This is a genomic window from Pseudomonas sp. MD195_PC81_125, from assembly GCF_014060985.1.
GTDB classification, from domain to species: Bacteria; Pseudomonadota; Gammaproteobacteria; order Pseudomonadales; family Pseudomonadaceae; genus Aquipseudomonas; species Aquipseudomonas parakoreensis.
The window spans coordinates 1-21,305 of record NZ_JABULD010000211.1 but is presented as its reverse complement, the minus strand read 5'-3'; the positions used below and the strand labels follow the sequence as shown (position 1 = coordinate 21,305).

At 58.6% G+C, this 21,305-nt stretch carries 19 protein-coding genes and 4 pseudogenes; 10 read left to right on the top strand and 13 right to left on the bottom strand.

What is annotated here, in order from left to right:
- Nucleotides 1-26: 26 nt before the first annotated feature.
- Nucleotides 27-1,562: a glycerol-3-phosphate dehydrogenase gene (glpD, locus tag HT737_RS09085; protein WP_182402279.1), complete on the bottom strand. Its 1,536-nt coding sequence runs from the start codon at nucleotides 1,560-1,562 to the stop codon at nucleotides 27-29.
- Between the two features lie 314 nt (nucleotides 1,563-1,876).
- Nucleotides 1,877-2,561, bottom strand: a pseudogene (locus tag HT737_RS09080) (DeoR family transcriptional regulator).
- Between HT737_RS09080 and HT737_RS31795 the strand changes: the two are divergent.
- The gene (locus HT737_RS31795) at nucleotides 2,475-2,672 is read left to right on the top strand and encodes a hypothetical protein (RefSeq protein WP_306287195.1); all 198 of its coding nucleotides are present in this window, start codon (nucleotides 2,475-2,477) and stop codon (nucleotides 2,670-2,672) included. The pseudogene HT737_RS09080 and the gene HT737_RS31795 overlap by 87 nt on opposite strands.
- A gap of 199 nt (nucleotides 2,673-2,871) precedes the next feature.
- On the opposite strand, the pseudogene glpK reads toward HT737_RS31795, so the two are convergent.
- Together glpK and HT737_RS09070 are read right to left on the bottom strand one after the other, a co-directional pair.
- Nucleotides 2,872-4,375: pseudogene (gene glpK, locus HT737_RS09075) on the bottom strand (glycerol kinase GlpK).
- 78 nt (nucleotides 4,376-4,453) lie between these two features.
- On the bottom strand, nucleotides 4,454-5,305 hold the full coding sequence (locus HT737_RS09070) for an MIP/aquaporin family protein (protein WP_027612073.1): 852 nt from the start codon (nucleotides 5,303-5,305) through the stop codon (nucleotides 4,454-4,456).
- A 362-nt stretch (nucleotides 5,306-5,667) separates the two neighbouring features.
- Between HT737_RS09070 and ybaK the strand changes: the two genes are divergently transcribed.
- A complete protein-coding gene (gene ybaK / locus HT737_RS09065) occupies nucleotides 5,668-6,138 on the top strand; it encodes a Cys-tRNA(Pro) deacylase (RefSeq protein ID WP_047296209.1) in 471 nt (156 codons plus the stop codon).
- Nucleotides 6,139-6,233: 95 nt separating this feature from the next.
- Complete coding sequence (locus HT737_RS09060; protein ID WP_182402277.1) at nucleotides 6,234-7,016, top strand: PhzF family phenazine biosynthesis protein; 783 nt, start codon at nucleotides 6,234-6,236, stop codon at nucleotides 7,014-7,016.
- A gap of 190 nt (nucleotides 7,017-7,206) precedes the next feature.
- Here the strand turns inward: HT737_RS09060 and HT737_RS09055 are convergent, their stop codons facing one another.
- Nucleotides 7,207-8,316 carry an ABC transporter ATP-binding protein gene (locus tag HT737_RS09055; RefSeq protein WP_108183676.1) on the bottom strand — a complete coding sequence of 370 codons (1,110 nt, stop codon included), beginning with the start codon at nucleotides 8,314-8,316 and terminating at the stop codon, nucleotides 7,207-7,209.
- Nucleotides 8,313-9,233, bottom strand: coding sequence for an ornithine carbamoyltransferase (gene argF, locus HT737_RS09050; RefSeq protein ID WP_047296204.1), 921 nt, complete (start codon nucleotides 9,231-9,233; stop codon nucleotides 8,313-8,315). Before argF ends, HT737_RS09055 begins: the two co-directional genes overlap by 4 nt.
- A 404-nt stretch (nucleotides 9,234-9,637) precedes the next feature.
- Here argF and HT737_RS09045 point away from each other — a divergent pair, with 404 nt between their 5' ends.
- The 3 genes and pseudogenes from HT737_RS09045 (at nucleotide 9,638) to grxD (ending at nucleotide 12,610) form a co-directional block, all read left to right on the top strand.
- Nucleotides 9,638-9,928 carry a hypothetical protein gene (locus HT737_RS09045; protein ID WP_027612069.1) on the top strand — a complete coding sequence of 97 codons (291 nt, stop codon included), beginning with the start codon at nucleotides 9,638-9,640 and terminating at the stop codon, nucleotides 9,926-9,928.
- A 137-nt stretch (nucleotides 9,929-10,065) separates the two neighbouring features.
- Nucleotides 10,066-12,171, top strand: a pseudogene (locus HT737_RS09040) (molybdopterin oxidoreductase family protein).
- A 97-nt stretch (nucleotides 12,172-12,268) separates the two neighbouring features.
- The gene (gene grxD, locus HT737_RS09035; protein WP_003227729.1) at nucleotides 12,269-12,610 is read left to right on the top strand and encodes a Grx4 family monothiol glutaredoxin; all 342 of its coding nucleotides are present in this window, start codon (nucleotides 12,269-12,271) and stop codon (nucleotides 12,608-12,610) included.
- 185 nt (nucleotides 12,611-12,795) lie between these two features.
- Here grxD and bfr read toward each other — a convergent pair whose 3' ends face one another.
- Both bfr and HT737_RS09025 read right to left on the bottom strand, forming a co-directional pair.
- Complete coding sequence (bfr, locus tag HT737_RS09030) at nucleotides 12,796-13,269, bottom strand: bacterioferritin (protein WP_007963971.1); 474 nt, start codon at nucleotides 13,267-13,269, stop codon at nucleotides 12,796-12,798.
- A 200-nt stretch (nucleotides 13,270-13,469) separates the two neighbouring features.
- On the bottom strand, nucleotides 13,470-13,688 hold the full coding sequence (locus HT737_RS09025; RefSeq protein WP_003227725.1) for a bacterioferritin-associated ferredoxin: 219 nt from the start codon (nucleotides 13,686-13,688) through the stop codon (nucleotides 13,470-13,472).
- 314 nt (nucleotides 13,689-14,002) lie between these two features.
- Here HT737_RS09025 and HT737_RS09020 point away from each other — a divergent pair, with 314 nt between their 5' ends.
- Complete coding sequence (locus tag HT737_RS09020; RefSeq protein WP_007963972.1) at nucleotides 14,003-14,605, top strand: peroxiredoxin; 603 nt, start codon at nucleotides 14,003-14,005, stop codon at nucleotides 14,603-14,605.
- 74 nt (nucleotides 14,606-14,679) lie between these two features.
- Here HT737_RS09020 and rnt read toward each other — a convergent pair whose 3' ends face one another.
- Complete coding sequence (rnt, locus tag HT737_RS09015) at nucleotides 14,680-15,357, bottom strand: ribonuclease T (protein WP_003227721.1); 678 nt, start codon at nucleotides 15,355-15,357, stop codon at nucleotides 14,680-14,682.
- Nucleotides 15,354-16,400 (bottom strand): dihydroorotase, encoded by a 1,047-nt coding sequence (pyrC, locus tag HT737_RS09010; protein ID WP_047296199.1) that lies wholly within the window; start codon nucleotides 16,398-16,400, stop codon nucleotides 15,354-15,356. Before pyrC ends, rnt begins: the two co-directional genes overlap by 4 nt.
- Before the next feature lie 160 nt (nucleotides 16,401-16,560).
- On the opposite strand from pyrC, the gene HT737_RS09005 reads away from it, so the two are divergent.
- Together HT737_RS09005 and HT737_RS09000 are read left to right on the top strand one after the other, a co-directional pair.
- Nucleotides 16,561-17,469 carry an OmpA family protein gene (locus HT737_RS09005; protein ID WP_086791774.1) on the top strand — a complete coding sequence of 303 codons (909 nt, stop codon included), beginning with the start codon at nucleotides 16,561-16,563 and terminating at the stop codon, nucleotides 17,467-17,469.
- Nucleotides 17,470-17,598: 129 nt separating this feature from the next.
- On the top strand, nucleotides 17,599-18,816 hold the full coding sequence (locus tag HT737_RS09000; RefSeq protein ID WP_027612065.1) for an argininosuccinate synthase: 1,218 nt from the start codon (nucleotides 17,599-17,601) through the stop codon (nucleotides 18,814-18,816).
- A 149-nt stretch (nucleotides 18,817-18,965) separates the two neighbouring features.
- On the opposite strand, the gene HT737_RS08995 is transcribed toward HT737_RS09000, so the two are convergent.
- Complete coding sequence (locus HT737_RS08995; protein WP_182402275.1) at nucleotides 18,966-19,670, bottom strand: hypothetical protein; 705 nt, start codon at nucleotides 19,668-19,670, stop codon at nucleotides 18,966-18,968.
- 496 nt (nucleotides 19,671-20,166) lie between these two features.
- Between HT737_RS08995 and HT737_RS08990 the strand changes: the two genes are divergently transcribed.
- Entirely contained in the window at nucleotides 20,167-20,793 is a 627-nt protein-coding gene (locus HT737_RS08990; RefSeq protein WP_003227711.1) for a response regulator transcription factor, read from the top strand.
- A gap of 87 nt (nucleotides 20,794-20,880) precedes the next feature.
- Here the strand turns inward: HT737_RS08990 and HT737_RS08985 are convergent, their stop codons facing one another.
- Nucleotides 20,881-21,060, bottom strand: a complete 180-nt coding sequence (locus HT737_RS08985; RefSeq protein ID WP_041068377.1) for a PA3496 family putative envelope integrity protein — start codon at nucleotides 21,058-21,060, stop codon at nucleotides 20,881-20,883.
- Nucleotides 21,061-21,167: 107 nt separating this feature from the next.
- A pseudogene (locus HT737_RS08980) lies at nucleotides 21,168-21,305 on the bottom strand (endonuclease III); the annotation flags it as partial.

Below are 21,305 nucleotides of genomic sequence, written 5' to 3'. Positions count from 1 at the left end.
GGGCTTTCGTTTAAGCGAGGTTCAATTCACGCCGCTTCAGTCTTGCGGTTCTGCTCGACCTTGCCCAGGTAGGCCGCCAGTTTCTCCTGCTCGGCCGGGGTGGTGAACAGGCCCAGTTTGCTGCGACGCCACAGAATATCGTGCGCCGTGGTCGCCCATTCTTCGCTGCACAGGTAGTCAACCTCACGGGTATAGAGCCCGCCGCCGAGGTGTTCGCCCATGTCGGCCAGCGTTTCCACGCCTTCGAGCATGCGCCAGGTGCGGCTGCCGTAGGTGGTGGCCCAGCGGCGGGCGATTTCGCTCGGGACGAAGTCGAACTTGTCGCGGATCTGTGCGCTCAAGGCTTGCGGGGTGGTCATGTCTTCACCGCCGGGCAGGGTCGCGGCAGCGGTCCAGCTTGGGCGCATCTGGGTAAAGTACGGCATCAACTGGGCCATCGCCGACTCTGCGAGCTTGCGGTAGGTGGTCAGCTTGCCGCCGAACACCGACAGCAGCGGTGCCTCTTCACCGCCGCCAGACAGGGCCAGGGTGTAGTCGCGGGTCACGGCCGACGGGTTGTCGGATTCGTCATTGCACAGCGGGCGCACGCCCGAGTAGCTGTGCTGGATGTCGTCGCGACTGATCTGCTTCTTGAAGTGGGCGTTGACCACTTTCAGCAGGTAATCGGTTTCGCCGTCGGTGATTGCAACTTTCGCCGGATCGCCGGTGTACTCACGGTCGGTGGTGCCGATCAGAGTGAAGTGGTTCAGGTACGGAATGGTGAAAACGATGCGCTGATCTTCGTTTTGCAGGATATGCGCGTGATCGCCTTCGTACAGCTTCGGCACAATGATGTGGCTGCCCTGAATCAGGCGAATGCCGTACGGCGACTCCATTTTCAGGTCGTCACGGATGAACTTGGCGACCCATGGACCGGCGGCGTTCACCAGCGCTTTGGCGGTGATCGAAAACAGGCTGCCATCGGCGCGTTCCAGGTTCAGGTGCCACAGGCCCTTGGCGCGGCGGGCGCTGACACAACGGGTCTGGGTGTGAATGTGCGCGCCGTGTTCACGGGCAGCCATCGCATTCAACACAACGAGGCGGGCGTCATCGACCCAGCAGTCGGAGTATTCGAAGCCTTTCTTGATTTCGCTTTTCAGTGCGCTGTCGGCGCCGAACTTCAGGCTTTTCGAACCTGGCAGCTTTTCGCGCTTGCCGAGGTTGTCATAAAGGAACAGGCCCGCGCGGATCATCCACGCCGGACGCAGGTGCGGGCGATGCGGCAGCACAAATCGCATCGGCTTGACGATGTGTGGCGCCTTGGCCAGCAGCACTTCGCGCTCGGCCAGTGCTTCACGCACCAGACGAAATTCGTAATGTTCGAGGTAGCGCAGGCCACCGTGGATCAGCTTGCTGCTGGCCGACGAAGTGTGGCTGGCCAGGTCATCCTTTTCGCAAAGGAACACCGAAAGACCGCGACCGGCGGCATCCGCTGCAATCCCCACGCCATTGATCCCGCCGCCAATCACGGCAACATCGTAAATCTCGGCAATCGGGGGCGTACGCAAGGTAGAGGTGGACATCGGCTGGCCTCGGGCTCTTTTGATTTTCTGTCTTTGAAATCGAACATAAATGTTCATTTGCGAAAATGGTAGCCCATAAAGACGCGCGCAGCCAGTCGCCTTCGATTGAAAAAACTCATCGAAGGGCGGCTAAGAGAAAATTTTCGAACATTATTGAGGCAGGGATGCTCTCTGTGGCGAGGGGATTTATCCCCGATGGGCCGCGTAGCGGCCCCTCAATGTTGGATATCAGGCACACCGCATTGGGTGGTTTTGGGACTGCTTCGCAGCCCATCGGGGATAAATCCCCTCGCCACAGGGGAATGTCGACGGGGTTAAACGACTTCCAGACGAATCTTGTGCTGGCTCAGCAACTGCGCCAGCGCCGGCACGGGTTGCTGATCGGTCACCAGGCAGTCAATCAGGCTGATCGGACCGAGGCGGATCATCGCGTTACGCCCGAACTTGCTGGAGTCCGCCGCCAGAATCACCTGCCGCGCGTTGGCGATGATCGCTTGCGACACGCGCACTTCCTGATAATCGAAGTCGAGCAGGCTGCCGTCTTCGTCGATGCCGCTGATGCCCACCAGCGCAAAATCGACCTTGAACTGATTGATGAAATCCACGCTCGCCTGACCCACCACGCCGCCGTCACGGCGCACGTTGCCGCCGGTCAGCAGCACATCGAAATCATCCTTGGCACTGAGCATCGAGGCGACGTGCAGGTTGTTGGTGATGATCTTCAGATGGTTGTGATTGAGCAGGGCGCGGGCAATCGATTCGGTGGTGGTGCCGATGTTGATGAACAGCGAAGCGTGATCGGGGATCTGCGCGGCGATGGCTTCGCCGATGCGTTGTTTTTTCGTCGCGCATCTGATCGGCGCGCATCGCATAGGCGGTGTTTTCGACGCTGGAATCGTAGGCCGCGCCGCCATGGTAGCGACGCAACAGATTGGCTTCCGCGAGCTGATTGATGTCGCGGCGGATGGTTTGCGGGGTGACAACGAACAGCGTGGCCATTTCCTCGATGCTCACATAGCCGCGTTCGCGGACCAGCTCGAGGATTTGCTGCTGACGGGGAGGCAGATTCATGGGGCTTCCTTTGGGCTGCCGTGCAAAATTTGCCCATGATGACGCAGGAATCTCCTCCCGACCAGTTTCCAAACAACGTGAAAGCTACTGCGCTCGGCAATCCTGCGTTAAAAACAGGCTCGGACTGCTCATTTACAAACCCGTAAACTCCGCGTCCTCGCCTGTTTTTGCCTTGTCTTGCCTTCGCTCGCTACGCTTTCACGCTGTTTGGACAGCTTAAGTCAGTCCTCAGACTGGCTTATTCAGCGTCTTCACGCGCCCAGTCACGGGTGCGGCTGACGGCTTTTTTTCCAGCCTTTGTACAGTTTCTCTTTCTCGACTTCGTCCAGGCTCGGTTCGAACTCGCGCTCGATTACCGCTTTGCCGCGCAGTTCTTCCAGGCTGCCCCAGAAACCGCACGCCAGACCGGCCAGATACGCCGCGCCCAGCGCCGTGGTTTCGCGCATTTGCGGGCGCTCGACCTGGGTGCCGAGGATGTCGGCCTGGAACTGCATGAGGAAGTTGTTCGCCACCGCGCCGCCGTCCACGCGCAAGGCCTTGAGGCGTTCACCGGAGTCCTGTTGCATGGCGTCGAGCACGTCGCGGGTCTGGTAGGCGATCGATTCCAGCGCGGCGCGGATGATGTGATCCACGCGTACGCCGCGCGTCAGGCCGAACAGTGCGCCACGGGCATACGGGTCCCAGTAGGGAGCGCCCAGACCGGTGAACGCCGGTACCAGGTACACGCCGTTGCTGTCCTTCACTTTATTGGCGAAGTATTCGGTGTCATGAGCGTCGTTGACGATCTTCAGTTCATCGCGCAGCCACTGCACGGTCGAGCCACCGTTGAAGACTGCGCCTTCCAGGGCGTAAGCCACTTCACCACGCGGGCCGCAAGCGATGGTGGTGAGCATGCCGTGCTGCGATTTCACCGCTTTGTCGCCGGTGTTCATCAGCAGGAAGCAGCCAGTGCCGTAGGTGTTTTTTGCCTGGCCCGGCTCGACGCACATCTGGCCGAACAGTGCCGCTTGCTGGTCACCGGCGATCCCGCCGATGGCGATCCCGCTTTTGGTGCGACCATAGATTTCCGAAGACGCTTTCACTTCCGGAAGCATCTCGCGCGGGATGTCGAGGATTTCCAGCATCTTCGAATCCCACTCCAGCGAGTGGATGTTGAAGAGCATGGTGCGCGAGGCGTTGGTGTAGTCGGTGACGTGCACTTTGCCGCCGGTGAATTTCCAGATCAGCCAGCTGTCGACGGTGCCGAACAGCAGTTCGCCGTTGCGCGCACGTTCGCGGCTGCCTTCGACGTTGTCGAGGATCCACTTCAGTTTGGTGCCGGAGAAGTACGGGTCGGTGACCAGACCGGTGTTGTCGCGGATGTAGTCTTCATGGCCATCGCGCTTGAGCTGCTGGCAGATCTCGGTGCTGCGGCGGCACTGCCAGACGATGGCGTTGTACACCGGACGGCCAGTGGTCTTGTCCCAGACCACGGTGGTTTCACGCTGGTTGGTGATACCGATGGCGGCGACTTGATCGTGATGCAGACCGGCCTGGGCCAGCGCTTCGACCATCACCGCGCTCTGGGTGGCAAAGATTTCCATCGGATCGTGTTCGACCCAACCGGCTTGCGGGTAATGCTGGGCGAATTCGCGCTGGGCGGTGCAGACCACGTTCGCGTCGCGGTCGAAGATGATCGCGCGGGAGCTGGTCGTACCCTGATCGAGGGCAATGATGTAGTTCTTATTCTGAATGTCGGTCATGTCGATTGCCTTGGACGAAATAAGGGAGAGTGGGCCGTGGCGCGGGTTCTGAATGGGCAGGAACCCGCGCCGACTGTTTCAAGAAGTTCTTGGTTTGCCGTCAATGGCCGGTTCTGCATCCTTTGTAGCAGGTGTGGCGCCGGTCAGGTGACGGGCAATGAGCCCGCGATACCCGGCAGCGCCGAGGCAGGCACCGACAATCGGTGCAAAAATCGGTATCAGGAAGTACGGAATATCGCGGCCGCCAGTGAAGGAAATTTCACCCCAGCCGGCGAAGAAAGTCATCAGTTTCGGACCGAAGTCACGGGCCGGGTTCATCGCAAAACCGGTCAGCGGGCCCATCGAACTGCCGATCACGGCAATCAGCAAACCGATCAGCAGCGGGGCCATCGGGCCTTTCGGCAGGCCGTTGTTGTCGTCGGTCAGGGCCATGATCACGCCCATCAGGATCGCGGTGATGATCATCTCGACCAGGAACGCCTGGGCGGTGGACAGCACTGGATTGGGGAACGTCGAGAACACCGAGGCCAATTCGAGGCTGGCGGCGGTGCCACGCACCATGTGGTGAGTTTGTTCGTAATCGAAGAATAGATTGCTGTACAGCGTGTAAACCAACAGCGCGCCGCAGAAGGCGCCAGCGATCTGCGACAGGATATAGAACGGCAGTTTGCGCTTTTCGAAGTCGGCGAAAATGCTCAGGGCGATACTCACGGCAGGGTTCAGGTGCGCGCCGGAAACGCCGGCGGTCAGGTAGATCGCCATGCTCACGCCGACGCCCCAGATGATGCTGATTTCCCACAGGCCGAAGCTGGCGCCCGCGACTTTGAGCGCGGCGACACAGCCGGTGCCGAAAAAGATCAGAAGTGCAGTCCCCAGAAACTCGGCCAGGCATTGGCCGGAAAGCGATGGTTGCTGTAAAGCAGTTGTCATTGAAAACCTCGGTTTTTGTTGTTGTCTGGCGCGTTTGCCGTCAGGGCAAGGCGCGATTTTCCCCGAGGCAGGATCCCCATCCTGTTCCCGGTTTACTGCTGGGTGCTGCGGTGACGATAATTCTTACATTATTCAGATTCGAAAAAATATAGACAAGAAACAAACCTGTCAAAGGTCGAAAGTGAACCATCGGTCACAATTCAACTATCAACCTGCTGAATGGTCCTGCCGATGGCGGCGGCGATAGCCTGGCGGCTCACGCGCAAAGCCCGGAAAACGGGGCTTGCGCTAGAGCCTTTTGCGCTGTGATGACCTAGAATCCGGCGCAGGATTTTTCTGTTGATGCCGAGCCTGGAGCTGCCATGACCCCTGCGTTGGACTTGTTGAAAAAAGTTCGTGCCGAACATCGCGTGCACAGTTACGAACATGACCCAAAGGCCGCGTCCTACGGGCTGGAGGCCGCAGAGAAACTGGCGCTGGAGCCGGCGCAGGTGTTCAAGACGTTGCTCGCTGCCAGCGAAAAAGGTGAATTGCTGGTGGCGGTGGTACCGGTCGTCGGAAGCCTTGATCTCAAGGGGCTGGCACACGCGGCGGGCGTGAAGAAAGTCGAAATGGCTGACCCGGCTGCGGCGCAACGCTCCACCGGTTACCTGCTGGGCGGGATCAGTCCGCTGGGGCAGAAGAAGCGTCTGCGCACCTTCATCGATAACTCGGCTCAGGGTTTTGCGACTATTTATGTCAGTGCTGGCCGACGCGGCCTGGAGGTCGAGTTGGCGCCCGCCGTACTCGCCGAGCACACCCAGGGCAAATTTGCCGACATCGGTCGGGTGTAACGCTGAATTCTGTATGAAGAAAATTGGCCGGTTCTGTCACTGGCGCTGATCCGGCCCGCGCCGCATGCTCTGCCCACGGACTTAGGGAGAAGGTTATGCAGCTTGAGTTTCATCAGGTCGACGCGTTCAGTGATCGACCGTTCAGTGGCAATCCGGCGATGGTGTATCGGCTCGACGCATGGCTTGCGGATGAGTTGATGCAGAAGATCGCCGCCGAACACAATCTGGCGGAAACCGCGTTCGTGGTGCGTGAAGGCGCCGCGTGGCACATCCGCTGGTTCACTCCGACCACCGAAGTGCCGTTGTGCGGGCATGCGACGCTGGCGAGTGCCTACGTGTTGTTCGAGGTCTACAAAGAAAACGTCGAGCGTCTGGATTTCACCTGCAAGTCCGGGCCGTTGAGCGTCAGCCGCGAAGGCGATCGCCTGTGGCTGGACTTTCCGTCGATCGTGCCATCAGCGATTGGCGTGACGCTGGATGTCGAGCGGGCGCTGGGTGTCGAGGCGGTGGATGTGCTCGGTTCCAACGAGTTGTTCGTGGTACTGGAGTCGGAGCAGGCAGTGCTCGACTGCAAACCGGACATGGTAGCGCTGGCGAAACTGCCGTGGCTTGGCGCCATCGTGACAGCGCGCGGCAATCAGCATGATTTTGTCTCGCGTTATTTCGCCCCGGCAATCGGCATCAACGAAGATCCGGTGACCGGTTCGACGCATTGCAGCTTGATTCCCTACTGGTCGAAACGTCTGGGCAAATCCAGCTTGACCGCGTGCCAGCGTTCGGCGCGGGGCGGGGAGTTGTTCTGTCGGCTGGAAGGCGAGCGGGTGAAGATCGGCGGCAATGCGACGCTGGTTGCCAGCGGCACGCTGATCCTCGGTTAACGCAAAACTTTGTTGGAGTGAGCCTTTGTAGTGAGAGGATTTATCCCCGATGGGCTGAGCAGCAGCCCCAAACCATTACTTGCACAGTGCCAGGCACTCCGCGGTGCAGGCTAAAGGGCCGCTTCGCGCCCCATCGGGGGATAAATCCCCTCACCACAAAAAAACCTCCACACTCCGATGTTCTGTTTGATCAGAGGGCGGTGCTGTAGCGGCGGACGCCGTTTTCCACTGCCGGGATTTGTGCGGCGGTGCTGCCCGATGCCTGGAACAGGACCAGGTGTTCTGCAGCAACCCGGATCCCGACATCCGCGCCCACCTGATGGTCGGCATGGCTGGGGAAGATCGATTCCAGCTGCGCGCCGGTCGGCAGTTGCAGGCGATACAGGGTCGAGGCACCGAGGAAGGTCTTGCCGACAATGCGTGCTTTCAACGCGCTGTCCGGCGCATAAACGATGTCATCCGGACGCAGCAACACATCCACCGCGCCGCCCACCGGCCAGGTATAGGCCCGGTTGCCGCGCAGTTCGCCGAGTTCGGTCTGCACCGATTCCGGGCTGCCGAGCTGACCGCGAATGAAATAACCCTGACCAATGAAACTGGCCACAAACGGCGTCGCCGGCTCGTGGTAGAGATTGTAGGGTGTGTCCCACTGTTCCAGCCGACCTTCCTTGAATACGCCAACGTGATCGCTCACGGCGAAGGCTTCTTCCTGGTCGTGGGTCACCAGAATCGCACTGGTGCCACGGGCCTTGAGAATGTCGCGCACTTCGTGGCTGAGCTTGCGCCGCAGTTCGCCATCGAGGTTGGAGAACGGTTCGTCGAGCAGCAGCAGTTGCGGTTCCGGCGCCAGGGCGCGGGCGAGGGCGACGCGTTGTTGCTGGCCGCCGGAGAGCTCGTGCGGGAAGCGTTTGCCGAGGTTCTTCAGGTTGACCAGTTCCAGCAGCTCTTCGGTAACGCGCGCCTTGTTCGGGTGCTTGCGGATGCCGAAGGCGATGTTGTCCGCGACGCTGAGGTGCGGGAACAGTGCGTAGTCCTGGAACACCATGCCGATTCGGCGTTTCTCCGGGGCCAGAGTGAAACCGGCGCTGGAAATGGTTTCGCCGCCCAGAGTGATTTCCCCTTCGTGCACCGGTTCAAAACCGGCAATCGCGCGCAGGGTGGTGGTCTTGCCGCAGCCGGACGAGCCGAGCAGGCAGCCGATGTCGCCGGCGTTGAGGTGCAGATTGAGGTTCTGCACCACGCGTTGATCTTGGTAGCCGCAAGCGAGGTTGCGCAGGTTCAGCAGTAATTCATGACTCATGCGTGGTGATATGCCGGTTCGACGAGGAACTCGAGCAGGGCCTTCTGTGCGTGGAGACGGTTTTCTGCCTGATCCCAGGCAACGGAGCGCGGGTCATCGAGCAGGTCGAGGCTGATTTCTTCACCGCGGTGCGCTGGCAGGCAGTGCATGAACAGCACATCTTCAGCCGCCAGATCGAGCAGGGCGCGGGTCACCTGGAACGGTGCAAACAGCTTCAGGCGCTTGGCAGTTTCCTCTTCCTGACCCATCGAAGTCCAGACGTCAGTGCTCACCAGGTGCGCACCGCGCACGGCGTCTTGCGGATCACGGACGATGGTCACGCGATCGCCGGCGCGGGCGACGAACTCAGGATTGGGCTCGTAGCCTTGCGGGCAGGCAACGCGCAACTGGAAGTCGAACTGGATCGCCGCTTCTATATAGCTGTTGCACATGTTGTTGCCGTCGCCGATCCACGCCACGGTCTTGCCCTGAATCGAGCCACGGTGTTCGAGGAAGGTCTGCATGTCGGCCAGCAACTGGCACGGGTGCAGGTCATCGGACAGGCCGTTGATCACCGGCACGCGCGAGTTGGCGGCGAATTCGGTCAGGGTGCTGTGGGCAAAGGTACGGATCATCACCGCATCGAGCATGCTCGACATGACGATGGCGCAGTCGCCAATCGGTTCGCCACGGCCCAGTTGGGTGTCACGCGGCGACAGGAAGATCGCCTGGCCACCGAGCTGGATCATGCCGGCCTCGAAGGAGATCCGGGTACGGGTCGAGGATTTCTCGAAGATCATCCCCAGGACGCGGTTTTTCAGCGGCTCGAACAGTACGCCGCGGTTACGCAGGTCCTTGAGCTCAACGCCTCGACGGATCACGCTGACCAGCTCTTCGGGCGTGCAATCCATCAGGGAGAGAAAGTGCCTTGCGCTCATCATTGACTACCTTTTTGTTACAAACCGCAGATGCTCAAAGCCTTGTTTAACGGAACAACGGGCGAGACCTGCGGCGTAAGCCGCACGGGGCGACGAAATAGGGGAAGGCGCGATATTGACACTAAATGTCGCGTTACGCCAATAGGCTACGGATTTTGCGGGACTCGGAGGATGTTTCGTATCTTGCTGGCGGACATATGAAGACCGGTTCAAGGCCGCAGCGAGGCTCTTTGTACACCGGCCTTGCAGGGCTTGGCAATCGAGTGTGGCGGGGATCGAGTCGCCTGAGTCGGTTTACGACCGTGGCGCCATGCCATCACTTGGTCGGATGCTCGGACTGAAACATTTGCTAAAGCAAAGTGCTGGGTTATAAATAAGTTTCGAGCGACGCAGGAAGCCTCCGCATGGAATCGAAAGAAAAACTGTTAATGGAACTGCTGGGTCACACGGCTCGCTCATTGACCCATCTCACCGCGTCGGTGACTTCAATGTCCTTCGAACTGCTGCGCAGCGAAGACGAAGTGGTCAAGACCGCCGGCCGTCACATGATCGATCGCATGGCGACCATCAGTGCCGGGCTCGACGAGCACTGGCGACTGATCGGCGAACTCACCGGCGTGCACGTCGCCCACGAGCAGATCGAAACCATTCAGGAAATTCAGCTGGCCGCGCCGCCGCAGCTGCCGTCGAATTGATCATGGCGGCTTATCGGCTCGCCTGATAACCGTCGATTCACAGGACAAACGTCGCTGGCGCAGGATCTGCGCGGGGGCCATAGTTTTGTTCCCGCAGGCATGCCCGTTGCCTGCCCAGAACAAGACAGAGACTGGCCATGACCAAGACTCTCCATCACCGTGCCTGCCACCTGTGTGAAGCCATTTGCGGCCTGACCATCGAGACCACCGAAACCGATGGCAACGTTGCGATCACCTCGATCAAGGGTGACGCGCTCGACACCTTCAGTCGCGGGCACATCTGCCCCAAGGCCGTGGCCCTGCAAGACATCCAGAATGACCCCGATCGCCTGCGTCAGCCGATGCGCCGGGTCGCAGCGAATGGCTGCCGATCGAGTGGGACGAGGCCTTTGCACTGGTGGCCGAGCGTCTGGCGGCGATTCAGGAGCGTCACGGGCAGAATGCGGTGGCGGTCTACCAGGGCAACCCGAGCGTGCACAACTATGGGCTGATGACTCACAGCAACTACTTTCTCGGCTTGCTGAAGACGCGCAATCGCTTCTCGGCGACTTCGGTCGATCAGTTGCCGCATCACCTGAGCAGTTACCTGATGTACGGCCATGGCTTGCTGCTGCCGATCCCGGACATCGATCACACCGATTTCATGTTGATCCTCGGCGGCAACCCGCTGGCGTCCAACGGCAGCATCATGACCGTGCCGGATGTCGAGAAACGCCTGAAGGCGATTCAGGCCCGCGGCGGCAAAGTGGTGGTGGTCGATCCACGGCGCAGCGAAACGGCGGCCATCGCCGATCAGCACCTGTTCGTGCGGCCTGGTGGCGACGCGGCGCTTTTGTTCGGGGTGCTCAACACCTTGTTCAGCGAAGGCCTGACCCGTGACAGCCACTTGCCGGTTGATGGCCTTGATGAAGTGCGCGCAGCCGTCGCAACCTTCACTGCCGAAGCCATGAGTCCGCTGTGTGCGGTGCCGGCCGAGCAGATCCGCCAACTGGCGCGGGATTTCGCTGCCGCCCCGAGTGCGGTGTGCTACGGGCGTATGGGCGTTTCGACCCAGGCGTTCGGCACCTTGTGTCATTGGGTGGTGCAGTTGATCAATCTGGTCACCGGCAACCTTGACCGGGTGGGCGGCGCGTTGTGCACCGAGCCGGCGGTGGATCTGGTGGCGTCGACCTCGGGCGGGCATTTCAACAAATGGCAGAGCCGGGTGTCCGGACGGCCCGAATACGGCGGCGAGCTGCCGGTGTCGGCGCTGGCCGAAGAGATGCTCACTGAAGGCGAAGGGCAGATCCGCGCGCTGATCACGGTGGCCGGCAATCCGGTGTTGTCGACGCCCAACGGCCGGCAACTGGAGCAGGCGCTGGACGGTCTGGAGTTCATGCTCAGCATCGACCTGTACATCAACGAAACCACGCGTTACGCCGACCTGATCCTGCCGTCGACCTCGGCGCTGGAGAACGATCACTACGACACTACGTTCAACCTGTTCGCGGTGCGCAACGTCACTCGCTTCAACCGGGCGATTCTCGCCAAACCAGAGGGAGCGTTGCACGATTGGGAGATCTTCGTCGGCCTGGCCAAAGCCTTTGCCGAAAAGACCGGCAAGGAACTGAAACCGACCCTGCCGCCGGCGAAGATGATCGATATGGGCCTGCGCATGGGACTGTATGGCGATACGTCCGATCGGAAGCTGTCGTTGGCGACATTGTTCGATCATCCGCACGGGATTGATCTTGGGGCGTTGAGACCGAATCTTGCCGCCCGCCTCAAGACGCCAGATCAACGGGTGCAGGCTGCGCCGCCGGAGATCCTCGCTGATCTCGCACGCTTTGCGGCCTTGCAGGCGCCGGCAGCCGATGAGCTGTTGATGATCGGCCGGCGCCATGTGCGCAGCAACAATTCGTGGATGCACAATTACCATCGTCTGGTGAAGGGCAAGCCGCGTCATCAACTGCTGATGCACCCCGACGATCTGGCCAGTCGCGGACTCGACGACGGGCAATTGGTGCGCGTCAGTTCGCGGGTCGGACAGATCGAAGTGGAGGTACTCGGCAGCCTGGACATGATGAAAGGCGTGGTCAGCCTGCCCCATGGCTGGGGGCACGGCGCGCCCGGGCGTGCAGATGGCGATTGCCAGTGGTCAGCCGGGGTCGAGCGCCAACGACCTGACCGATGAATGCCAGCTCGACGAGCTGTCGGGCAACGCGGCGCTCAATGGCGTACCGGTGACGGTGGTGGCGGCTTGAATATGCCTGTCGGGGAGACCGAGCAGCGCGCTCGGGATTCCGTTACAATGCGTCACCGTGCCGACCCATGAGTCGGAAAGTTCAGCCGAGGTGCTCCATGGATATCATCGAAACGATTAAAGAGCAGATTGCCAACAACACCATTCTGCTTTACATGAAAGGCTCGCCGAATGCCCCACAGTGTGGCTTTTCCGCGAAAGCTGCGCAGGCTGTAATGGGCTGTGGCGAGAAGTTCGCCTACGTCGACATCCTGCAGAACCCGGAAATCCGCGCCAACCTGCCAAAGTACGCCAACTGGCCGACTTTCCCGCAACTGTGGGTTGGTGGTGAACTGGTCGGCGGCAGCGACATCATGGCTGAAATGTTCGCCAACGGTGAGCTGCAGACTCTGGTCAAGGAAGCATCGGCCAAGGCGGCTGCGGCCAAGTCCGAAGCCTGATCGGGCTTTCACTCGGCACATGCTTCTGCTGTAGGAGCTGTCGAGTGAAACGAGGCTGCGATCTTTTGATCTTCAGCCAATAAAAAAGCCCCGCACCTCGAAAGAGGGCGGGGCTTTTTAGTGCGCTGGAAAAGTTAACGCGAGTTGCCGGTGCAATCTGAAAAGATCGCAGCCTGCGGCAGCTCCTACTCTTCGCCCATCTGCGATTGCAGATAGTTCTCGAGACCGACTTTATCGATCAGGCCCAGTTGGGTTTCCAGCCAGTCGATATGCTCTTCTTCGGATTCGAGAATGTCTTCAAGCAGTTCACGGCTGCCGAAGTCGCCAACCGATTCGCAATGGGCGATGGCGGCTTTCAGGTCGGCGTGGCCGGTCTTCTCGATGCGCAGGTCACACTCCAGCATTTCCCGGGTGTGCTCGCCGATGTGCAGCTTGCCCAGGTCCTGCACGTTTGGCAGTCCTTCGAGGAACAGGATGCGCTTGATCAGCTTGTCCGCGTGTTTCATCTCATCGATGGATTCGTGGTACTCGTGCTTGCCCAGCTTGTTCAGGCCCCAATCTTCATACATGCGGGCATGCAGGAAGTACTGATTGATCGCGACCAGCTCATTGGCAAGGATCTTGTTGAGATGCTGGATGACTGTAATGTCGCCTTTCATGATGGGAGTCCTGCCCTGTAATAGCTGTATATAAGGCGGAGTTTGAGCCGGGTACTTATAAGTGTCAAACCTAAGTTATTGAATAATAAATGAAATTAAATCTGAATAAGAATGTTTGTGTTCCGCGTCTGGCACCTAAGCACTTGATTTGCGGACATAAAAAAACCGGACATAAGTCCGGTTCTTCGAAATCTGGGTAATTACGCAGCTGTAAATTCTACCGGATAGGGGATCGCAGCCTGAGCGGTTTGCAGCTTGGTCAGGGTTTCGCGAACCACTTCCTTGGCCAGGCAGGCACATTTGCCGCATTGACTGGCGACGCCGGTGGCCTGGCGGACTTCTTTATAGCTGCAGCAACCTTCATAGATCGCTTCGCGGATCTGTCCGTCGGTGACGCCAGTGCAGAGGCAAACATACATAAGTGAGAACCGTCGCTGGTTGTGACTCAATTGCGATGGATCTTAATGTTAACGAGAATGATTGTCAAAGTGCTTTCTGAATGGTTTTCGATCGAAAGGCGGGTCACTGACGAACGGTGATTAATGGCGAATTGCCTGGCCCCGAAAATGCGGGTCCGTTACCTGCATTGGGCAAAAAACCGTTAAGGACAGGCGAAAAACGCAGTGTATGATGGTCAGCCCTTGCGAAGAGGGTTCGTGTCACAGGGCTGTCGCCTGAGGGTGGCAGGCTGGCCCGGACCCTGAACTTCAAAGTTATTCACCAGGAGATATCCATGAGCGTACTCGTAGGCAAACAAGCCCCTGACTTCACCGTCCCGGCCGTACTCGGCAATGGCGAGATCGTTGACAGCTTCACCCTGTCCTCGGCCATCAAAGGCAAATACGGCCTGGTGTTCTTCTACCCGCTGGACTTCACCTTCGTCTGCCCGTCCGAGCTGATCGCTCTGGACAACCGCATGGCTGACTTCAAGGCGCGCAATGTGGAAGTGGTCGCCGTGTCGATCGACTCGCACTTCACCCACAACGCCTGGCGCAACACTCCGGTCAACAACGGCGGCATCGGCCAGGTGAAATACACCATGGCTGCCGACATGAAGCACGAAATCGCCAAGGCCTACGACGTTGAATCCGAAGGCGGCGTGGCTTTCCGTGGCGCGTTCCTGATCGACGACAAGGGTGTCGTCCGTTCGCAGATCATCAACGACCTGCCGCTGGGTCGTAACATGGAAGAGCTGATCCGTCTGGTCGACGCTCTGCAATTCCATGAAGAGCACGGCGAAGTTTGCCCTGCCAACTGGAAGAAAGGCGACAAAGGCATGAACGCTTCGCCAGAAGGCGTCGCGGCTTACCTGACCGAGAACGCTGCTGCCCTGTAAGGCGCAACGTCGAGGTACAAAAAAACCGGCCCAAGTGGCCGGTTTTTTCATGCGCAGGAAATACCCGACGAGGATCAGTCGTCGAAGTCTTCCCAGCCGCCCATCTGCTTCCAGCGGTTGACGATGCCGCAGAACAGCTCCGCGGTCTTCTCGGTGTCGTAACGCGCCGAATGCGCTTCACGGCCATCGAAATCGATGTCGGCGGCCTGACAGGCTTTCGCCAGAACGGTTTGACCGTAAGCCAGACCGGCCAGCGTCGCGGTGTCGAAGCTGGAGAACGGATGGAACGGGTTGCGCTTCATGTCCAGACGCGCCACGGCGGCATTCAGGAAGCCCAGATCAAAACTGCTGTTGTGGCCGACCAGGATCGCCCGTTTGCAGCCGTTGGCTTTCAGTGCCTTGCGCACGCCACGGAAGATGTCGGTCAGCGCGGTTTCTTCGCTGACCGCCATGCGCAGCGGGTGATCGAGCTTGATCCCGGTGAATTCCAGCGCGGCTGCTTCAATGTTCGCGCCTTCGAATGGCTCGACGCGGAAGAAGTAGGTGTGGTCCGGGTAAACGAAACCCTTTTCATCCATGGCGATGGTGGTCGCAGCAATCTCCAGCAGAGCGTCGGTGGCCGAGTTGAAGCCACCGGTCTCTACGTCGACGACAACCGGCAGGTAACCGCGAAAACGCGCTGCCATTGGATGACGGGAACCGCCGCCGCCACCTTGACCGTCCAGTTCGTCGTCGAAATGGTCTTCACTCACGCGTGTTCCTCCAGCAGGCGCCAGCGCAGTTTTTCACCGGCGCGCAGCGGGATAACGTTCAGCTCGCCGAATGGCAGGCTGGTCGGGGCGGTCCATTCTTCGCGAACCAGGGTGATGCGATCGGTGTTGGCCGGCAGACCGTAGAAGCGCGGGCCGTTGAGGCTGGCAAACGCTTCGAGCTTGTCCAGCGCATTACGCTGTTCGAACGCTTCGGCATACAGCTCGATGGCGGCGTACGCGGTGTAGCAGCCGGCGCAGCCGCAGGCAGCTTCCTTGGCGTGCTGGGCGTGCGGCGCCGAATCGGTGCCGAGGAAGAACTTCGCGCTGCCGCTGGTGGCGGCGTCGAGCAGGGCTTCCTGATGGGTATTGCGCTTGAGGATCGGCAGGCAGTAGAAGTGCGGCCGGATCCCGCCCACCAGCATGTGGTTGCGGTTGTACAGCAGGTGATGCGCGGTGATGGTCGCGCCAACGTTGGCCGAGGCTTCGTTGACAAACTGCACGGCGTCGCCGGTGGTGATGTGTTCGAACACCACTTTGAGCGTCGGGAAACGCTCGACCACACGGCGCATGTGTTCATCGATGAAAATCTTTTCGCGGTCGAAGACATCGACATCGCCACGGGTGACTTCGCCGTGGATCAGCAGCGGCATGCCGACTTCGGCCATGGCTTCCAGCGCCGGGAAGATCTTGTCGATGCTGGTCACTCCGGAATCGGAGTTGGTGGTGGCGCCAGCCGGATACAGCTTGGCAGCGTGCACGAAACCGCTGGCCTTGGCCTCACGAATTTCTTCGGGCTGGGTGCGGTCGGTGAGGTACAGCACCATCAGCGGTTCGAAACGACTGCCGGCCGGGCGGGCAGCGAGAATCCGCTGGCGATAGCCATCGGCTTCAGCGGCGTTGCGCACCGGTGGTACCAGGTTGGGCATGATGATGGCGCGGCCAAAGGTGCGCGCCACATCGGCAACGGTATTGGTCAACACGGCACCATCGCGAAGATGAATGTGCCAGTCGTCGGGACGCAGCAGGGTCAGGCGGTCGGACATGAGGGGATTCCAGGCGGGTCAAACTGAGGGGAATGCTACCGGAAAAGACTCTTGCAGGCACTCGCTATCAAGTTTTGCCGGAACCTTCCGATAGCCCGTAGGTATGCCGTAAACATAGTGTGAATCGGTCTTTGTGTGACAGAAGCCAATGGAGCCTCCCGTGCGCCAGCGATATTTAGCCTTGCTCAGTGTGTTTGCCAGCCTCCCCGCGATGGCGCTCACCTACCAGACGCGTCTGGAGAACATTGAGTGGACGGTCGAGGGCGACAAGTTTGAGTGCCGTCTGACCCAGCCGATCACCGATTTCGGCTCGGGCCAGTTCGTGCGCAAGGCCGGCGAGCAGGCGATCTTTCGTCTCAATGCCTACAACGCCATGCTCGGCGGCGGTTCGGCGACGTTGCTCGCGGCAGCTGCGCCCTGGCAGCCGGGGCGCAACGACATCAATCTGGGCAGCGTCAGGATCGGCACCGGCAACGTGCTGTTCAACAGTTCGCAATCCCAGGCCGGCGGACTGATCAGCGGTTTGCTCGACGGGCGCAGTCCGGTGGTGCGTCGTGCGTCCGGCGATGGCCGGGTTTCTGAAGTGCGTCTGTTGCCGGTCAAGTTCAGCAAGGCGTTCAACGAATACCAGACCTGCGTGGCGAAGCTGCTGCCGCAGAATTTCGATCAGGTCAAACACTCGCAGATAGGCTTTCCTGGCGAAGGCACCGATCTGGATGCCGACGCCAAGGCCAGGCTGCAGGTGATGCTCGAGTTCATGAAGGCCGACCCAACGGTCAATCACATCGAACTGGATGGCTATTCCGACAACAGCGGTAATCGCCTCACCAATCGTGAACTGTCACGCCGGCGCGCGCTGGCGGTGGTTGACTTCTTCAAGGCCAACGGCATCGCCGAATCGCAGATCACCGTGCGCTTCCACGGCGAGCAGTACCCGCTGGTGCCGAACAACAATGCGGCTAACCGGGCGAAGAATCGCCGGGTTAGCGTGAAGCTTGCACGAGTGGCGCCGACCACCGCGCCAGCGCCGCAAGCCAGTACGCCTGCCAATGCTGCAGCGACTTCCTGACCCGCCGGTCATCGTCGCGCTCTCGACAGATTCTGTCGCTTTGTCGTCTTAAGCTGTCGCGCCTCTGTAAATTATCGGATTTGAGCGGTAGACTCCTCGGCTTTCCGTAGAACCCCGTGGAGTGATGGCATGGCGGACGTAAACAAGGTCGTTCTGGCGTATTCCGGCGGCCTGGACACTTCGGTGATCCTCAAGTGGCTGCAGGATACTTATAACTGTGAAGTGGTGACTTTCACCGCTGACCTGGGTCAGGGCGAAGAGGTCGAGCCGGCTCGCGCCAAGGCTCAGGCCATGGGCGTCAAAGAAATCTACATTGACGACCTGCGCGAAGAATTCGTGCGTGACTTCGTGTTCCCGATGTTCCGCGCCAACACCGTTTACGAAGGCGAGTACCTGCTGGGTACTTCCATCGCACGTCCGCTGATTGCCAAGCGCCTGATCGAAATCGCCAACGAAACCGGCGCCGACGCCATTTCCCATGGCGCCACCGGCAAGGGCAACGACCAGGTGCGTTTCGAACTGGGTGCCTACGCCCTCAAGCCAGGCGTTAAAGTGATCGCGCCATGGCGTGAGTGGGACCTGCTGTCGCGCGAGAAGCTGATGGACTACGCCGAGAAGCACGCGATCCCGATCGAGCGTCACGGCAAGAAGAAGTCCCCGTACTCGATGGACGCCAACCTGCTGCACATCTCCTATGAAGGCGGCGTGCTGGAAGACACCTGGACCGAGCACGAAGAAGACATGTGGCGCTGGACCGTCTCCCCGGAGAAGGCTCCCGACACCCCGCAATACCTGGAACTGACCTACCGCAACGGCGACATCGTTGCCCTGGACGGCGTCGAAATGACCCCGGCCACCGTATTGGCGACACTGAACAAGATCGGTGGTGCTCACGGCATCGGCCGTCTCGACATCGTGGAAAACCGCTATGTCGGCATGAAGTCCCGTGGTTGCTACGAAACCCCGGGCGGCACGATCATGCTGCGTGCACACCGCGCCATCGAATCGATCACTCTGGACCGCGAAGTCGCTCACCTCAAAGACGAGCTGATGCCGAAATACGCCAGCCTGATCTACACCGGTTACTGGTGGAGCCCGGAGCGTCTGATGCTGCAACAGATGATCGACGCTTCGCAGGTCAACGTGAACGGTGTGGTTCGTCTGAAGCTGTACAAAGGCAACGTGATCGTCACCGGTCGCAAGTCCGACGATTCGCTGTTCGACGCCAATATCGCGACCTTCGAAGAAGACGGCGGCGCATACAACCAGGCCGATGCGGCGGGCTTCATCAAGCTCAACGCGCTGCGCATGCGCATTGCAGCCAACAAGGGCCGCAAGCTGTTTTAAGTCACGCAGGCCTGTATGAAAAATGGCGGCTTGTCTCTGGACAAAGCCGCCATTTTTTTGTGCTCGTCTGGCGCTCTCCTGGATTGTCTGTCGCTACGGCCCATTCCGGGGTTTTCTTGAATACCCATTTCAGGCATCTGCCTTGCGTTTCATAGTTCTCTCAGAACCGTAGTGCTTTGTGTACTCACGTTATAGGCGACAAAGAGTTTCGCGCCGCCGCTTTTCTTCGACTGTCTGATAAGGCTGAGCGTCCTTTGCTTGAGCAAAACTTCGGATACGGGATCGGTCAAAAACAGCACTGCCTTGGTTGATTGCTTGCTCAGGCGCGGAAAGTGTTCGACCAGAATATTGAACGCCTGTGAATTGTTCATCGGACGTACATCTATGGCACGCAACGTGCCCATGGGTTTAGGGAACTGAATGTTGTGTTCTATCCACGGTTCCTCCGGGCAGGCTATTTCAGCAGACCGATGGGAGTACGTCTGGTCAGTACCTTGTTTTAGTAGCGTTCGTTCTGGTTTATTCGAATCTGATTTCTTGCCGCTTGCAATTGAAGAGTCTGTCGGAGACAAATCAGGGGTACTCTCGGTGGTCTTGAGTTCCTCAAAGGTTTTTAGAAAGCTGTCATCTTTCTCGAAATCCGAGGGGGCGTACAGAGAGCGGTAGTTGAAGTTCAGTGTTAGAAAAAACAGCAGCAACAAGTAAAACGGGAAGCTGATCAGAAACCAGACATAGACCTCCCTTTCGTCGTTATCTAAAAAAGGCAAGGAAATGGCGGCTGATGATTCGGAAATAAATGCAAATATCGCAATTATAGTCATGGGGTTGGTTATCTTTTTTCTGACTTTTATCATGGGAAGTGCTCATTAAATGTGTGTTTCCGATAGGTGGAGTGGTTGGGTGTGGGTTGAAGTTTATGCTTGAGGCTATTTTTATATTAAAGAAAATCAGTTGGGTAGAAGTATCTTGTTTCAGACATTGATTGTTAAAGTGCTTTGAATGGTTTGTATGTTGCTTTTTACAATTGGTCATCTGCCAAGTGCCGATGGCGGGTGAGTCACAGGTATTCGTCGAACAGGAATATTCGGTCTGCATTCGATGAGCAACTTGCTCTGAAAGCGAGTGCGCAAGGGCTTCAGGGCGTAGTATTTTTCACGTCGGTGCAGGGGGTGGAAAAACAGTCGTGTCATGGAAATAGTGCGTCAGTGGGTTTTTTTGTAGGAATAGTCTTTATTTGTTGTAGGGAATGTCTTTCGCTGGGAGTGCAATGGAACTCTCTTGTGCCATGTCGGAAGTGACTGGGCTATTGTGCGTGCTCTAAAAATTCGAACAGCGAAACTGGACTTGCCCATGAATAAAGTGCTGATCGTGGATGATCATCCCGTCATTCGTCTTGCTGTGCGTATGCTGATGGAACGTCATGGCTACGAAGTCATTGCAGAAACGGATAACGGTGTAGATGCCTTGCAACTTGCGCGTGAACAGATGCCGGACATCGTTATCCTGGATATTGGAATACCGAAGCTCGATGGTCTTGAAGTTATTGCGCGCCTGAACTCGACACCGATGCCCCTGAAAGTATTGGTGTTGACTTCCCAGGCCCCAGGGCATTTTTCAATGCGCTGCATGCAATCGGGGGCGGCAGGGTATGTCTGTAAACAGCAGGATCTGACGGAGCTGCTCAGTGCGATCAAAGCCGTACTGTCCGGATACAGTTATTTTCCCAATCAGGCCCTGCATACCGTACGTACCAGCCTTGGTAATGCCAGCGAGGCCGATATGGTAGACCGCCTGTCAGGGCGGGAAATGATGGTGTTGCAGCAGTTGGCGCGGGGTAAAACGAACAAGGAAATCGCCGATGGCATGTTTCTCAGCAACAAGACGGTCAGCACTTACAAGACCCGCCTGCTATTGAAACTCAATGCCCGGTCGTTGGTGGATCTGATTGAACTGGCGCAACGCAACGGGCTTGTCTGATGCTCCTGAAGCCCGAGGCAACGTGCGCTGCGCCATGTCAGATGCTGCAGAAAGTAAAAAGCCTCCGGTCAGGGAGGCTTTCAAGTGTCAAAGATCAAAATCGTAGTCGGCCAATTGCTTTTGCAGTCGGCGCTCCTCAAGCAGGTTGTCGATGGTGCGGCGTTTGCTCAGATTGGTCTTGGCGACTTCGACCACCGGTTCGGCGTCGTCGGTTTCTACAGCGGTGAAATCGTCATCTACATCCAGTTGTTCTTTGCTGTCAGTCATAAGGTGAACTCCAGGCTAAGACTGCCTTTGGCGCTCCTTATATCGATATTCCTGCTGCGGGTAAAAAAGATTTTTTCAATCGGTAAATCAATTATTCCAATAGCCAATCAATCGTCCGAGGTTTTGTGTTTGTACTCGCACAAATCTTCGATCCGGCAGCTGCCACAGCGTGGCTTGCGCGCCAGACACACATAGCGACCGTGCAGAATCAGCCAGTGGTGAGAATCCAGCAGGTAGTCTTTTGG

Coding starts and splice junctions, on each gene's coding strand:
- glpD (WP_182402279.1), bottom strand. CDS start 1,562: ATGTCCACCTCTACCTTGCGTACGCCCCCGATTGCCGAGATTTACGAT.
- HT737_RS31795 (WP_306287195.1), top strand. CDS start 2,475: ATGGTAGCGACGCAACAGATTGGCTTCCGCGAGCTGATTGATGTCGCG.
- HT737_RS09070 (WP_027612073.1), bottom strand. CDS start 5,305: ATGACAACTGCTTTACAGCAACCATCGCTTTCCGGCCAATGCCTGGCC.
- ybaK (WP_047296209.1), top strand. CDS start 5,668: ATGACCCCTGCGTTGGACTTGTTGAAAAAAGTTCGTGCCGAACATCGC.
- HT737_RS09060 (WP_182402277.1), top strand. CDS start 6,234: ATGCAGCTTGAGTTTCATCAGGTCGACGCGTTCAGTGATCGACCGTTC.
- HT737_RS09055 (WP_108183676.1), bottom strand. CDS start 8,316: ATGAGTCATGAATTACTGCTGAACCTGCGCAACCTCGCTTGCGGCTAC.
- argF (WP_047296204.1), bottom strand. CDS start 9,233: ATGAGCGCAAGGCACTTTCTCTCCCTGATGGATTGCACGCCCGAAGAG.
- HT737_RS09045 (WP_027612069.1), top strand. CDS start 9,638: ATGGAATCGAAAGAAAAACTGTTAATGGAACTGCTGGGTCACACGGCT.
- grxD (WP_003227729.1), top strand. CDS start 12,269: ATGGATATCATCGAAACGATTAAAGAGCAGATTGCCAACAACACCATT.
- bfr (WP_007963971.1), bottom strand. CDS start 13,269: ATGAAAGGCGACATTACAGTCATCCAGCATCTCAACAAGATCCTTGCC.
- HT737_RS09025 (WP_003227725.1), bottom strand. CDS start 13,688: ATGTATGTTTGCCTCTGCACTGGCGTCACCGACGGACAGATCCGCGAA.
- HT737_RS09020 (WP_007963972.1), top strand. CDS start 14,003: ATGAGCGTACTCGTAGGCAAACAAGCCCCTGACTTCACCGTCCCGGCC.
- pyrC (WP_047296199.1), bottom strand. CDS start 16,400: ATGTCCGACCGCCTGACCCTGCTGCGTCCCGACGACTGGCACATTCAT.
- HT737_RS09000 (WP_027612065.1), top strand. CDS start 17,599: ATGGCGGACGTAAACAAGGTCGTTCTGGCGTATTCCGGCGGCCTGGAC.
- HT737_RS08995 (WP_182402275.1), bottom strand. CDS start 19,670: ATGATAAAAGTCAGAAAAAAGATAACCAACCCCATGACTATAATTGCG.
- HT737_RS08990 (WP_003227711.1), top strand. CDS start 20,167: ATGAATAAAGTGCTGATCGTGGATGATCATCCCGTCATTCGTCTTGCT.
- HT737_RS08985 (WP_041068377.1), bottom strand. CDS start 21,060: ATGACTGACAGCAAAGAACAACTGGATGTAGATGACGATTTCACCGCT.